The sequence below is a fragment of the Parasphingomonas halimpatiens genome, from assembly GCF_036663795.1.
In the GTDB taxonomy this organism is placed as follows: Bacteria; Pseudomonadota; Alphaproteobacteria; order Sphingomonadales; family Sphingomonadaceae; genus Sphingomonas.
The window spans coordinates 137,284-150,988 of the sequence record NZ_JAXOJP010000003.1 but is presented as its reverse complement, the minus strand read 5'-3'; the positions used below and the strand labels follow the sequence as shown (position 1 = coordinate 150,988).

Annotated in this window: 12 protein-coding genes; 9 read left to right on the top strand and 3 right to left on the bottom strand. The window is 65.4% G+C overall.

All coding sequences use genetic code 11. The features are described from left to right. Positions 1-328: 328 nt before the first annotated feature. Positions 329-2,809 (bottom strand): TonB-dependent receptor, encoded by a 2,481-nt coding sequence (locus tag U1839_RS04645; RefSeq protein ID WP_332802495.1) that lies wholly within the window; start codon positions 2,807-2,809, stop codon positions 329-331. A 247-nt stretch (positions 2,810-3,056) separates the two neighbouring features. On the opposite strand from U1839_RS04645, the gene U1839_RS04640 reads away from it, so the two are divergent. Beyond that, entirely contained in the window at positions 3,057-3,527 is a 471-nt protein-coding gene (locus tag U1839_RS04640) for an Hsp20 family protein (RefSeq protein WP_332802494.1), read from the top strand. Between the two features lie 470 nt (positions 3,528-3,997). Here the strand turns inward: U1839_RS04640 and pyrG are convergent, their stop codons facing one another. Both pyrG and secG read right to left on the bottom strand, forming a co-directional pair. Next, a complete protein-coding gene (gene pyrG / locus U1839_RS04635) occupies positions 3,998-5,635 on the bottom strand; it encodes a CTP synthase (protein WP_332802493.1) in 1,638 nt (545 codons plus the stop codon). A gap of 102 nt (positions 5,636-5,737) precedes the next feature. Next, positions 5,738-6,313 (bottom strand): preprotein translocase subunit SecG, encoded by a 576-nt coding sequence (gene secG / locus U1839_RS04630; protein WP_443030567.1) that lies wholly within the window; start codon positions 6,311-6,313, stop codon positions 5,738-5,740. A gap of 28 nt (positions 6,314-6,341) precedes the next feature. Between secG and U1839_RS04625 the strand changes: the two genes are divergently transcribed. The 8 genes from U1839_RS04625 (at position 6,342) to eda (ending at position 13,705) form a co-directional block, all read left to right on the top strand. Continuing rightward, entirely contained in the window at positions 6,342-6,662 is a 321-nt protein-coding gene (locus U1839_RS04625; protein WP_281124669.1) for a MarR family transcriptional regulator, read from the top strand. Then, positions 6,598-6,969, top strand: a complete 372-nt coding sequence (locus tag U1839_RS04620; protein WP_332802492.1) for an SH3 domain-containing protein — start codon at positions 6,598-6,600, stop codon at positions 6,967-6,969. The genes U1839_RS04625 and U1839_RS04620 overlap by 65 nt, the downstream gene beginning before the upstream one ends. Further along, entirely contained in the window at positions 6,966-7,895 is a 930-nt protein-coding gene (gene argC / locus U1839_RS04615) for an N-acetyl-gamma-glutamyl-phosphate reductase (protein ID WP_332802491.1), read from the top strand. Before U1839_RS04620 ends, argC begins: the two co-directional genes overlap by 4 nt. Before the next feature lie 87 nt (positions 7,896-7,982). Next, positions 7,983-9,443, top strand: coding sequence for a glucose-6-phosphate dehydrogenase (gene zwf, locus U1839_RS04610; protein ID WP_332802490.1), 1,461 nt, complete (start codon positions 7,983-7,985; stop codon positions 9,441-9,443). A 39-nt stretch (positions 9,444-9,482) separates the two neighbouring features. Beyond that, complete coding sequence (gene pgl / locus U1839_RS04605; protein WP_332802489.1) at positions 9,483-10,190, top strand: 6-phosphogluconolactonase; 708 nt, start codon at positions 9,483-9,485, stop codon at positions 10,188-10,190. A 124-nt stretch (positions 10,191-10,314) separates the two neighbouring features. Beyond that, the gene (gene edd, locus U1839_RS04600) at positions 10,315-12,132 is read left to right on the top strand and encodes a phosphogluconate dehydratase (protein ID WP_332802488.1); all 1,818 of its coding nucleotides are present in this window, start codon (positions 10,315-10,317) and stop codon (positions 12,130-12,132) included. Positions 12,133-12,134: 2 nt separating this feature from the next. Further along, complete coding sequence (gene glk, locus U1839_RS04595) at positions 12,135-13,103, top strand: glucokinase (RefSeq protein ID WP_332802619.1); 969 nt, start codon at positions 12,135-12,137, stop codon at positions 13,101-13,103. Continuing rightward, on the top strand, positions 13,100-13,705 hold the full coding sequence (gene eda, locus U1839_RS04590) for a bifunctional 4-hydroxy-2-oxoglutarate aldolase/2-dehydro-3-deoxy-phosphogluconate aldolase (RefSeq protein ID WP_332802487.1): 606 nt from the start codon (positions 13,100-13,102) through the stop codon (positions 13,703-13,705). Before glk ends, eda begins: the two co-directional genes overlap by 4 nt.

Sequence of the window (13,705 nt, the reverse complement as noted above, 5' to 3'; positions counted from 1 at the left end):
CAACGTCCCTGCCTAGCAATCGACCCGCTGAGACACAGGCAACGGCCGTGGTTCGGGGAAGGGTCGCAGCCCCGCTTCGCAAGAGGCGCGCGGGCGAGATCTTAAGGGGGCTGACGAGCGATCGTCACGCAGGCGCCCGGGCTGGCAACGGTCCGGGCGTTTGCCGTTTCAGGGGCGCCCTCGCCGGCTACTCACGCTAAACCGCGAAGCCTCTGGTAGACATCAAACACGTCACGCGAGCAGATATCCACGGCGGCGGGCTCGAGGCTAACTGCCTTGCCACCCCGGATCGCGCCCAGGGTGGTGGCACCAGCAATCGTCCCGATGGTCAGAACTTCTTCGAGATCGTCGCGCCGAAAGTCCTCGGATCGCCGGGCTGTCCGACGATCAGACCGGTGCTGCCCGACTGCACCGACAGCAACTCGAAATAATGATGGTCGAAGGCGTTACGCACCCAGGCGAAGATGTTGAAGCTGCCCTGGCGATAGCCCAGTCGAAAGTTCGACAGGGAAAAGCCATCGATCCAGGTATAGGCCGATGGGCTCGGGTTCGACGAGAAGCGCGTGCGATAGCTGCCGTCATAACCCAGATAGATCTCGCCCGCACCGACCGGCTTGTTGACCTCGCCGCCGAACGACAGCGCCCATTTCGACACGCCGGGGAGCACCTGTCCGGAGATGTCGCACGAGGCAGGGCTGTTCCCACCTGCCGTACCGGCTGCACTTGCCGGGGTGCCGGTGCCGCCACCGGAAAGCTCGGGCGGGCACGGTGCGTTGGTGAATCTTGTATAGGTCGCGTCGGTATACGCGCCATTGAAATACAGGCTGAGCCGCTCGCTCGGCCGGAACGAGCTGTCGAACTCCACGCCGCGCGCCCGTACCTGGCCGGCATTGGCGAGATAACCGCGGATCACGTTGATCGCATTGTTGTTCACGGTTGCCTGGTAGTCGTTGATGACATCCCAATAGCCCGCCACGTTGACGGTCAGGCGACGATCCAGAAACTGCGTCTTGAGACCCAGCTCGAAATGGTTGACCTTTTCCGGCCGCACCGTCTGGGTCGTCAGGTCGACCGCCGTACTGGTCGAGTTCAGTGGGAGGCCCGACAGGTTGATGCCGCCGGACTTGAAGCTGCGTGCATAGGTCGCATAACCGTGGATATCGGGCGTAAAATCATAGGCGATCGTGATGTCGCCGGAAACGTTCCAGGCACTGAACGCGGGTGTATAATGCTGCGGTGCCAGCGTATTGATCTGGTTCTGGAAGGTCGCCTTTGCCGCAGCTGTGGGTTGCGCCGCCAGCAGGGCAGCCACATTGTCCGCCGTCGCCACGAAATCGAACTGTGCGTTGTGGATGCTGACGACAGAGTCGTAATAGCCGGATTTCTTGTCGTAGTTCACGCGCAGACCCGGCGAGATGCGGAGCCGGTCGGTGACGGACCAGCTCAACTTGCCATACAGGGCCGCGCTCTGATTGCTGAAGTTGATCGTGTTCGTGCTGGTCAGCCCGTTCAAGACCAACGGGTTGCAGGCATCGGCCGTGGGTGAGGCGCAACCGCTCGAACCGACGGCCACATTGCCCGGGTTGAGCAGCCACCGGCTGGCCGCGGCGCCCTGTACCTGCGATCCTTGCGTATTGATCTTCTGCGTAAAAAAGAATGCGCCAAAGGTGTAGTTGAGCTTGTTCTTGCCGTTCGAGGCGATCCGGAACTCCTGCGAATATTGATGTTGCTGCGACGGGTTCTGCGACACGGTCGTGATCGGCAAGCCGACAAAATCGCGATCGTTGGCCGGCTTCCAATCCCAATAGCGCCATGCCGACACCGACGTGACGGTAGCAGGGCCGATGTCCCAGTTGCCGACAAGCGACGCGCCACCCATTTCCTGACGCGAATTGATCGTCGCATCGAGGTCAGTCACGCGATCGAACGGGTTGGTGCTGGGCACGGTGTAGCCCAGCGCGGCGGCGAGCGCCGCATATTGGCGATTGGCCGGCCGCTGCGTGCTGCCGACGCGCGCATAATATTGGACGCAGCATAGCGGGTTCTGGGCGTTGAAATCGCCGGTGAGGCGGAAATCCAGGTCGGCGCGCGGCTTCCACAACAACTGGCCGCGCACGCTGAAATTGTCGAGCTTGTGGAGATTGCGCCCACCCGTGACGTCATAGATCGTGCCGCCGCGGCGCGTGAAGGATGTCGACAGTCTTGCCGCAAGCGTATCGGAAACGAGTGGCCCGGATACCGAGCCCTTGACCTGATAATAGTCATCATTGCCGGCGCTGGCTTCGAACTGCGCCTCGGGGCTGAAGCTCGGCGCACGCGTCGTGATATTCACGGCGCCGGCGGTGGTGTTCTTGCCGTAAAGCGTGCCCTGCGGCCCACGCAGCACTTCGATCCGGTCGACATCGACGAAATCGAAGGTCGAGGCGCCGACACGCCCGACATAGACACCATCGAGATAGAAGCCGACCCCTTGCTCGATGCCGTCATTGGTGAGCCCGAACGGCGTACCGAGCCCGCGAATGTTGATCGAGGAATTGCGCGGGTTGCTCGAATAGAATTGCAGCGATGGCTGTAACTGCTGCAGGCGGTTGACGTTGAAAGCGCCCGTCCTGCTCAGGTCGTTCGCGCTGACCACCGAGAGCGCGATCGGCACGTCCTGCGCTCGCTCCTGGCGACGTTGCGCCGTGACGACGATATCGCCCGGCGCCTGGGCCTCCTGCGCAGCACTCGTATCGGCAACCGGCGCGGGTTCCGCAGGCGCGGCCACAGGTGCAGCCGATGCCAGCAGCATGGCGATGGATGAAAGCATGACGACGTCCCCTTAGCGATTCGCCCTTAATCTCCCCTAATTTACTAGGATTATAATCCTAGCGCTTCTTGGCTGACCACAAGCGCAGCTTTAGCCCCACGCTTTTCCGCCATTTTCCCTCTTGAACCGGCGACGGAACGCACCAGATTTGCGGTGTTCGGCGCCTGACGGGCCTGACAGACAACGGTGTCGCACCCCTGGTGGATGCCGAATTTGACGACCAACTCGCTTCTATGGAGGATTTGACATGCGTCAGTTTGATTTGACCCCCTTCCGCCGCTCCGCGATCGGCTTCGACCGGCTGTTCGACATGCTGGAGACCAGCGCGCGCCAGTCGGCGGTGGACAATTATCCGCCCTTCAATCTCGAGCGTCTCGCCGAGGACCGCTACCGCATCACCATTGCAGTCGCCGGGTTCAGCCGTGACGAGATCGAGATCACCGCGCAGCAGAACCTGTTGCAGGTGCGCGGCAAGAAGGCGGAGCAGGCCGCGGACAACGCCGCCTTCCTGCACCTCGGCATCGCCACGCGCAGCTTCGAACGCCGCTTCGAGCTGGCCGATTTCGTGCGCGTCGACGATGCGCGGCTCAATGACGGTCTGCTGACCGTCGAGCTGGTCCGCGAGGTGCCCGAGGCGATGAAGCCCAAGACCATCGCGATCAAGACCGGCGCGCCGCTGATCGCTGTCGATGACAGCGACACGGCCGAAGCTGCCTGAGCCGCGAAATCAACGCTGAGTGAGATGGGGTGTCCGGAGCAATCCGGGCGCCCTTTTTTCTTCTTCTTTAAATCCTCCCCGGAACGGGGAGGGGGACCATTTGCTTCTTCAGCAAATGGTGGAGGGGCTGGCCGAGCGAAACCGCGCCTCGATCCACACTGGTGCTGGGCGGCAAACGGAATGTCGCCTTTCGCGGCACGCAACCGTTCGACCAGCCCCTCCACCGCGCGACGCGCGGTCCCCCTCCTCGTTCCGGGGAGGAATTTTAAGCGCTTTTGTTTGTCGCGATTCAACCAATCGCAAATCTGAGCATGGTCCGCCGCATGCACATGACCACTCACCCTGTCCGCGATCATGGATCGAGCCGGCGGCAATATCCCTGCCGACCGCGCAAAAAATATTCGAAATTCCCTGCCAAATTCCCTGCCACACACCGCCGGCAGGGAAATCTCACAGGTGTGCGCGTCGCCTCAGACCAGCCGGCTCTGCCGCACCGCCGCGGCAATGAAGCTCGCGAACAGCGGGTGCGGCTCGAACGGCTTCGACTTGAGCTCCGGGTGGAACTGCACGCCGACGAACCACGGATGATCGGGACGCTCGACGATCTCGGGCAGCATGCCGTCGGGCGACATGCCCGAGAAGACCAGTCCGCCCTTCTCCAACGCAGCCTGATAGGCGGTATTGACCTCGTAGCGATGGCGATGCCGCTCGGAGATGTGCGTGCCGCCATAGATCGACGAGACGACGCTGTTGCCGTCGAGCGTCGCGTCATAGGCGCCGAGCCGCATCGTCCCGCCCATGTCGCCCCCGGCCTCGCGCGTCTGGATGCCGTCGGCGCTCATCCATTCGGTGATCATGCCGACCACGGGTTCCTCGGTCGGACCGAATTCGGTCGAGCTGGCCTTGGCGATCCCGGCGAGATCGCGCGCGCCCTCGACGCACGCCATCTGCATGCCGAAACAGATACCGAAATAGGGGATCTCGCGTTCGCGCGCGAAGCGCACGCTGGCGATCTTGCCCTCGGCACCGCGCTCGCCAAAGGCGCCGGGCACGAGGATCGCATGGCACGGCTCGAGCCGCGCCGCGATCTGTGCATCATCGTCGCTTTCGAACAGCTCGGCGTCGATCCAGTCGATATTGACCTTCACGCGGTTGGCGATGCCGCCATGCACCAGCGCTTCGTTGAGCGACTTGTAGGCGTCCTGCAGCCCGACATATTTGCCGACGACGCCGACGGTGACCTCGCCTTCGGGATTGGTCAGCCGGTCGACGATCTCGACCCAGCGCGACAGGTCGGGCGCCAGGCCCGGAAGAATGCCGAACGCCTTGAGCACTTCCGCGTCGAGGCCCTCGCCATGATATTGCAGCGGTACGGCATAGATGCTCTTGGCGTCGAGCGCCGGGATCACCGCTTCCTTCGGCACGTTACAGAACAGCGCGATCTTGGCGCGCTCGCTCGCCGGCAGAGGCTGCTCGCAGCGGCACACCAGCACGTCGGGCTGCACGCCGAGCGCGGCAAGCTCGCGCACCGAATGCTGCGTCGGCTTGGTCTTCAACTCGCCCGCCGCCGAGATGTACGGCACCAGCGTCACGTGAATGCTCACCGAATTGCCGCGGCCGAGATCGTTCCGCAGCTGGCGGATCGCCTCGATGAACGGCAGCGACTCGATGTCGCCGACCGTCCCGCCGATCTCGCACAGCACGAAATCGAGATCGTCGATCTCGGCCGTGGCGAACTCCTTGATCGCGTCGGTGACGTGCGGAATGACCTGCACCGTCGCGCCGAGATAGTCGCCGCGCCGCTCGCGCTGGATGATCTGCTGATAGATCCGGCCCGAGGTGATGTTGTCCGACTGGCGCGACGCCACGCCGGTAAAGCGTTCGTAATGGCCGAGATCGAGGTCGGTCTCGGCGCCGTCATCGGTCACATAGACTTCGCCATGCTGGTAAGGCGACATCGTGCCGGGATCGACGTTGAGATAGGGATCGAACTTGCGGATGCGCACGCGATAGCCGCGTGCCTGCAGGAGAGCCGCGAGGCTCGCCGCCATGAGACCTTTACCCAGCGAGGAAACCACGCCGCCGGTAATGAAAATAAACCGCGCCATGGGAGGAAACGCCTAACGTGTCTTGGCGCCACGCGGCAAGCGCGCGACTCCAATTATTTTATGGGAACGACGAAAGCGGCGCCGCGCGCCGTGCGTCACGACCTAGTGCTGGACCGGGAGCGTGCCGTTGTTCGTCGGCAGGGTCACGTTGGCCGCGCCGGACGAATAGGCGCCGGCGTCCTGCGGAAGCTGCGCACCGGGCTGCGGCGCCGCGTTACCCGCCGGCTTGACCGCCAGCGTCGGGTCGATCTTGGTGCTGTGGCCACCGGCGGCGTAGATCGCCAGGCCGATGCTCAGCACCACGAACAGCGAGCCGAACACGGTCGTCAGACGGGTCAAGAGATCGGCCGCGCCGCGCGCCGACATCAGGCCCGACGGGCTGCCGCCCATGCCGAGTCCGCCGCCCTCGGAGCGCTGGACCAGAATCACGATGACCAGCGCAAGGGCAACGAAACCGTGAACGATGAGCAAAAACGTGAACATGAAAAATCGATCATCCCGAGCGGCGAAGGCGGGCACATAGGCGACGCGCCGCCCGCGATCAACCGCGCGCGTCGCCTTAAAGCTGCAACATTTCGCATCCGTCCTGAAACCAGGCGGGTGCGAGCGCGTTCTTCCCTGCAGCCACGGCGTATGTTCGCCGGGCCGTGTACAGAGTTGGACAATGTCGGTGGCCAATCTTTTCGATCGATCTCTCACCAACTGGATGCAGTCGCTGGTCGACTATGTCCGTTCGGGGCAACCCGATCTGACCAATCGTCAGATGGCGCTGCTCCTGTTCGTTTATCTGGCGCCAGGACCGCACACCGTCCGGGGATTAGCCAATGTTCTCAACGTCTCGAAGCCCGTCGTGACACGCGCCTTGAACAGGCTCGGTGCGCTGGGCTATCTGCGCCGCCAGCGCGACGAAACGGACAAGCGCAACATCTTCGTGGCGCGCACGGCGGAAGGGGCAGATTTTCTTGCGGAATTCGGACAATTCATCGGCGGTACCGTACAGTCCGTCGCTCGGCGCGCGACCGCGTAGCAGCTTTGCGCTGCTCGGGCGCTCGCTGGCGCTCGACCCCCGCACGCATGCCGTGCGCCGTGACCTGGCCGATATCCGTCTCGCCGAAAGCGTCTTCGCGCCGCATTATGCCGCACCGCGCGCGATGGTCGCGTTGCGCGAGGTGCTGATGCGCGCCGGCCCGCAGCACGACTCGGAGGTCATCGGCTCGCTCGGTGAAGGCGACCTGTTCGAGACGCTCGAACTTGCCGGCGGCAACGCCTGGGGCAAGGCGCCGCGGATCGACCTGGTCGGCTATGTCGACGCCGATGCATTGGGGATGGCATGACGCTCTCGGTCTTCATTGACGGCGCCGCCGGCACGACCGGCCTGGAGATCCGCGAACGGCTCGCCGGGCGCGGCGAGATCACGACGTTCGAACTGCCCGAGACCAAGCGCAAGAGCGTCAAGGCGCGAGCGGAGGCGCTGAACGCAGCCGACATCGTCATCCTCTGCCTGCCCGACGATGCGGCGCGCGAGGCCGTCGCGCTGATCGACAACGGCACGACGCGCGTGATCGACGCATCGACGGCGCACCGCGTCGCCGATGGCTGGACCTATGGCTTTCCCGAGCTCGAACCGGGACAGCAGGCAGCGATCGCCGAGGCGATGCGTGTGTCCAATCCCGGCTGCTATCCGACCGGCTTTCTGGCGCTGGTCCGGCCGTTGATCCGCGCCGGCCTCGTGCCCGTCGACTGGACTTTCGCGGTCAACGCGATCTCGGGATATTCGGGCGGCGGCAAGGCGATGATCGCCGAGTTTCAGGGCCCCAATCCGCCGCCGGCGGCGCGGCTCTACGCGCTCGGCCTGCTCCACAAGCATGTACCCGAGATGCAGAAGCATGCCCGGGTCGAGCATCCGCCGATCTTCATGCCGTCGGTCGCCAACACCTATCGCGGCATGATCGTCGAGGTCGCGCTGCCGTTGCACCAGTTCGTCCGGCGCCCGACGCTGGCGGCGTGCGAGACGGCGCTGCGCGATGCCTATAAGGATTCGCAGATCGTCCGCGTCGTCGAGCCCGAGGGCGACACGATCGCGATCGAGGCCGACGCCGAGACCGACCGGCTCACGCTCAGGGTGTGCGGCAATAGCGACGCCGGCCAGGCACGCCTGATCGCCACGCTCGACAATCTCGGCAAGGGTGCGTCGGGTGCTGCGGTGCAGAATCTCAACATCATGGCCGGGCTTGATCCGATCGCGGGGCTGACGCTTTAGCGACCGGCCTGATTACGTATTCACATGGCCGTTCCCGAACGGCTCTGTTAGGCGCCCGGCGGCGATCACGAAGAGGTGGTAGGAACGATGCGCAATCCGGTGGGCAAGCTGCTGCTGTTCGGCGCGACTGGCGACCTGGCGCAGCGCATGCTGCTGCCGTCACTCTACGGCCTGCATGCCGACGGCCTGCTGCCCGAAGGCCTGACGATCACTGGCACCGCGCGTTCGGCGAACAGCGACGCTGCCTATCGTGCCTTTGCAAAAAAAGCGCTCGACGAGTACCTGCCCGAGGATCGCAAGGACGATGCGGCGATCAAATCTTTCCTGCCGCGCCTGCAATACCAGCCGCTCGATGCCACCGATCTGGCGCACTACAAGGACCTGGCGAAGAAGGTCGGCGATGTGGCGGGCGGGCTCGCCATCTTCCTGTCGACAGCGCCGTCGCTGTTCGAGCCGGTTATCCGCGGGCTCGAATCCGCCGGTTTGACCGGCCCGACCGTCCGCATCGGCCTCGAGAAGCCGCTCGGCTACGACCTCGCCTCTAGCCGCGAGATCAACGACACGGTCGCAAGCGCCTTCCCCGAGGACCGCACCTTCCGCATCGACCATTATCTCGGCAAAGAGACGGTGCAGAACATCCTCGCGCTGCGCTTCGGCAACTCCTTCTTCGAGCCGGTGTGGAATGCGCAGGGCATCGACAACATCCAGATCACCATCGCCGAGACGGTCGGGCTGGAAGAGCGCGCGGGCTATTACGACACCGCGGGTGCTTTGCGCGACATGGTCGCCAACCACATGCTCCAGCTGCTCGCGCTGATCGCGATGGAGCCCCCTGCCCGCTTCGACGGCACAGCGATCCGCGACGAAAAGGCCAAGGTGTTCCGCTCGCTGCGCCGCATCTCGCCGGCCGAAGCGCCGCAGGTCACCGTCACCGGGCAATATGGCGCGGGCGCCTCGGGCGGCGAGATCGTCAAATCCTATGTCGACAAACTCGGCAAGCCGTCGACCACCGAGACCTTCGTCGCGGTCAAGGCGCATGTCGACAACTGGCGCTGGCAGGGCGTGCCCTTCTACCTCCGCACCGGCAAGCGCATGACGACGCGCCGCAGCGAGATCGCGATCCAGTTCAAGGCCGTGCCGCACTCGATGTTCGCCAGCCGCGGCGGCCTGCTCCAGCCCAACATGCTGATCATCCGCCTGCAGCCCGAGGAATATATCCAGCTGCTGGTGATGGCCAAGGAACCGGGCCTCGACCGCGAGGGCATCCGCCTGCGCGAGGTGCCGCTCAACCTCAGCCTTGATTCGGAATTCGCGGGCACGCGCCGCCGCATCGCCTATGAGCGGCTATTGCTCGACCTGATCGAGGGTGACCAGACGCTGTTCGTGCGCCGCGACGAGGTCGAGGCGCAATGGGAATGGGTCGACGCGATCCGTGCCGGCTGGACCGCCAACGACATGAAGCCGAAAAGCTATGCCTCGGGCACCTGGGGCCCATCGGCCGCGATTGCGCTGACCGAGCGCGACGGTGTGACCTGGCAGGACGATTGATCACCCCGCTCACGTGTTGAGAGGGGCAAAGGAGTGACTATGAGCGACGAAATCGAATGGTGGGACTATGACGACGCCGAGGAGATGGCCGCGGCCGTCGCCGGCGATATCGCCTTCATCATCGAAAGCGCGATCGATGCGCGCGGCGGCTGTGTCGTCGCGCTTTCGGGCGGCAAGACCCCGGTGCCGATCTACGCCAAGCTGGCCCAGGCCAAGCTCGACTGGAAGCGCGTGACGATCGTGCCGACCGACGAGCGCATCGTGCCGCTCGGCGATCCGCTGAGCAACGTGACGATGATCGCCAAGACCTTCCTGCCCAAGGGCGCACGCGTCATGCCGATCGTCCCGACCGCCACCGCTGACTACAAGGCGGCAGGCCGCTCGGCCGATGCGCTGATGCAGGACCTGCACTGGCCGCTCGACCTGTGCCTGCTCGGTGTCGGTGCCGATGGCCATACCGCGTCGATCTTCCCCGGCCCCGATTTCGACGAGGCGCTGAGCGGCCCGAACGAACGCCGCGCGCTCGGCGTGATGCCCGATCCGCTGCCCTCCGAGGCACCCGTGGCGCGCGTGTCGCTGTCGCGCGCCGCGATCGTCTCGGCACGCGCACTGCTGATCGCTGTGACCGGCGATGCCAAGAAGAAGGTCATCGAGGCAGCGATCAAGCAGGGCCCGTCCTCGGCCTATCCGATCGGCCGCGTGCTTGCCGATGCCGAACTGCCGGTCGACATCCACTGGGCGCCGTAAAAGTGTTGCACAACCCCTCCTCCGTTCGTGCTGAGCCTGTCGAAGCACTGTCCTTTCTTCGTTCCCGCGAGAAGGAGAGCAGCCCTTCGACAAGCTCAGGGCGAACGGTTGCAGGGCAAAGCGCATGACCTTGCACCCCGACATCTCAGCGGTCACCGATCGGGTGATCGAGCGCTCGCGGCCGACGCGCGAGGCGTATCTCGCGCTGATCCGGCGCGAGCGCGACCAGCATGTCGCGCGACCCACGCTGGGCTGCGCCAACCTCGCGCACGGTTATGCCGGGACCGAGGAAGACCGCGATACGATGAAGACCGGCAAGGCGATGAACATCGGCATCGTCAGCGCCTATAACGACATGCTCTCGGCGCATGCCGTCTATTACCGCTACCCCGAACAGATGAAGATCTGGGCACGCGAGGCCGGTGCCACGGCGCAGGTCGCTGGCGGTGTGCCGGCGATGTGCGACGGCGTGACGCAGGGCTATGCCGGGATGGAGCTGTCGCTGTTCAGCCGCGACACCATCGCGCTGTCGACTGCGGTGGCGCTGAGCCACGGCATGTTCGAAGGCGCCGCGCTGCTCGGCATCTGCGACAAGATCGTGCCGGGGCTGCTGATGGGCGCGCTGCGCTTCGGCCATCTGCCGATGATCCTTGTGCCGGGTGGACCGATGCGCACCGGCACGCCCAACAAGGAGAAGGCCGCCGTCCGTGAGGCCTTTGCCGAGGGTAAGGTCGGGCGCGACGCGCTGCTCGAGGCCGAGATCGGCGCCTATCACTCCAAGGGCACCTGCACCTTTTACGGCACGGCCAATTCGAACCAGATGATGATGGAGGTGATGGGCCTTCACATCCCCGGCGCCGCCTTCGCCAATCCGGATACCAAACTGCGCCAGGAACTCAGCCGCGCCGCCGTGCATCGCCTCGCGAAGATCGGCTGGGACGGCGACGACTATCGCCCGATCGGGCTGTGCGTCGACGAAAAGGCCATCGTCAACGCGGCGATCGGCCTGCTCGCGACGGGCGGCTCGACCAACCATCTGATCCACCTGCCCGCCATCGCGGCGACGGCAGGCATCCTGATCGACTGGGACGATGTCGACCGGTTGTCGCGCGCCGTGCCGCTGATCGCACGGGTCTATCCCAATGGCGCCGCTGACGTGAACGGCTTCGAGGATGCCGGCGGCATGCCCTATGTCATCCGCGAACTACTCGATGCCGGCCTCTTGCATCGCGACCTGCTGACGGTCGGTGGCGATGACATGACCGACTATGGCAAGCGGCCGGTCGTCGATGCCGACGCGGTAGCCTGGGAAGATCCGGGCGCCAGCGGCGACGACACGATCCTGCGCCCCGCCGCCACGCCGTTCGCCCCCGAAGGCGGCTTCCGCATCCTCGCCGGCAATCTCGGCCGCGCGTGCATCAAGGTCAGCGCGGTCGAGCGCGATCGCTGGGTGATCGAGGCGCCGGCACGCGTGTTCCACGACCAGCTCGACGTGCAGGCGGCGTTCAGGGCCGGCGAACTCGACCGCGACGTCGTCGTTGTGGTGCGTTTCCAGGGGCCGCGCGCCAACGGCATGCCCGAACTGCACAAACTCACACCGCCGCTCGGCGTGCTGCAGAATCGCGGCTTCCGTGTCGCGCTGGTCACCGACGGGCGCATGTCGGGCGCGAGTGGCAAGGTGCCGTGCGCGATCCATGCCAGTCCCGAGGCTCTCGGCGGTGGCCCGCTCGGCAAGGTGCGCGACGGCGATATGATCCGGCTCGACGCCGTGGCCGGTACGCTCGAAGCGCTGGTCGACCCGGTGGAATGGGCGGCGCGGTCGTTCGTCGAGGCGCCGGCGCCGGCGGTCGGCATGGGCCGCGAGTTGTTCGCGCTGTTCCGCGGCGCGGCGAGTGAGGCCGAAAAGGGCGCATCGCCCTTGCTCGCGGCGATGGGCTGGTGAGCATGGACCTGGTCGCGGTCGATATCGGCGGGACGCACGCCCGCTTCGCCATTGCCGAGGTGGCCGGCGGCAAGGTCGTCTCGCTCGGCGAGGCGGTGACGCTCAAGACCGCAGAATATGCCTCGCTGCAAACCGCCTGGCAGGCGTTCGGCGAGCAGCTTGGCCGGCCGATGCCGCGTGCCGCAGCGATTGCGGTCGCCTCGCCGATCGGCGGTGAGATCATCAAGCTGACCAACAATCCGTGGATCATTCGGCCCGCGCTGGTCAAAGAGCGGCTGGCGGTCGACGATTATGTCCTGATCAACGATTTCGGCGCGATCGGCCATGCCGTGGCGCAGGTTCCGGACGAGGCCTTCGTGCACCTCTCGGGTCCCGATACGCCCTTCCCGGCCAATGGCGTGCTGACCGTTTGTGGTCCGGGCACAGGTCTCGGGGTGGCGCAGATCCTGCGCACACCGCACGGCTATCACGTCCTCGAAACCGAGGGCGGCCACACCGATTTCGCGCCGCTCGACGCGCTGGAAGACGCGATGCTCAAGCGGCTGCGCAAGACCTTCAACCGTGTGTCGACCGAACGGATCGTCGCCGGGCCGGGGATCGTCACGATCTACGAGACGCTGGCCGAGATCGAGGGGCGCGCGGTACAGCGGCTCGACGACAAGGCGATCTGGACGCAGGCGCTCGACGGTCAGGACAGCCTGGCGCTCGCCGCGCTCGACCGTTTCTGCCTGTGCCTCGGCGCGGTGGCGGGTGACCTCGCACTGTCGCATGGCGCCAGCGGTGTTGTGATTGCCGGCGGTCTCGGGCTACGGCTCAAGGACCATCTCGCCCGATCGGGCTTTGGCGAGCGTTTCACCGCCAAGGGCCGCTTCCAGTCGATGATGGCGGCGGTGCCGGTCAAGCTCATTACCCACCCCCAGCCCGGCCTGTTCGGCGCCGCGGCTGCCTTTGCCCAGGATCAAGCTAGATGACCGATATCGCCGACATCATGCGCACCAGCGCGGTCATCCCGGTGTTGGTAATCGACGATGCCGCGACCGCGCGCCCGCTTGCGGAAGCACTCGTCGCTGGCGGCCTGCGCGTGCTCGAGGTGACGATGCGCACCGACGCAGCGCTCGACGCGATCCGCGCGATGAAGCAGGTCCCCGGGGCGATCGTGGGTGCCGGCACCGTGGTCAATGCCGAGCAGTTCGAGCAGGTAATGGACGCCGGTGCCGAGTTCATCGTCTCGCCGGGCCTCACCGAGCGGCTCGCCACGCCGATCATCGCCAGCGGCGTGCCCTTTCTGCCCGGCATCGCCAATGCCGCCGACATCATGCTCGGGCTCGAACTCGGCCTGACGCACTTCAAATTCTTCCCGGCCGAGGCCAATGGTGGCCTCAAGGCATTGAAGGCGCTCGCCGCGCCCTTCTACCAGTGCCGCTTCTGCCCGACCGGCGGCATCACCGAAGCAAGCGCGCCCGAATGGCTCGCCTTCGCGCCGGTACTGTGCGTCGGCGGCAGCTGGGTAACCGGCGGTTCGATGGCCGAGGTCGAGACCAAGGCGCGTGCGGCAGCGGGTCTGCGCGGCTGA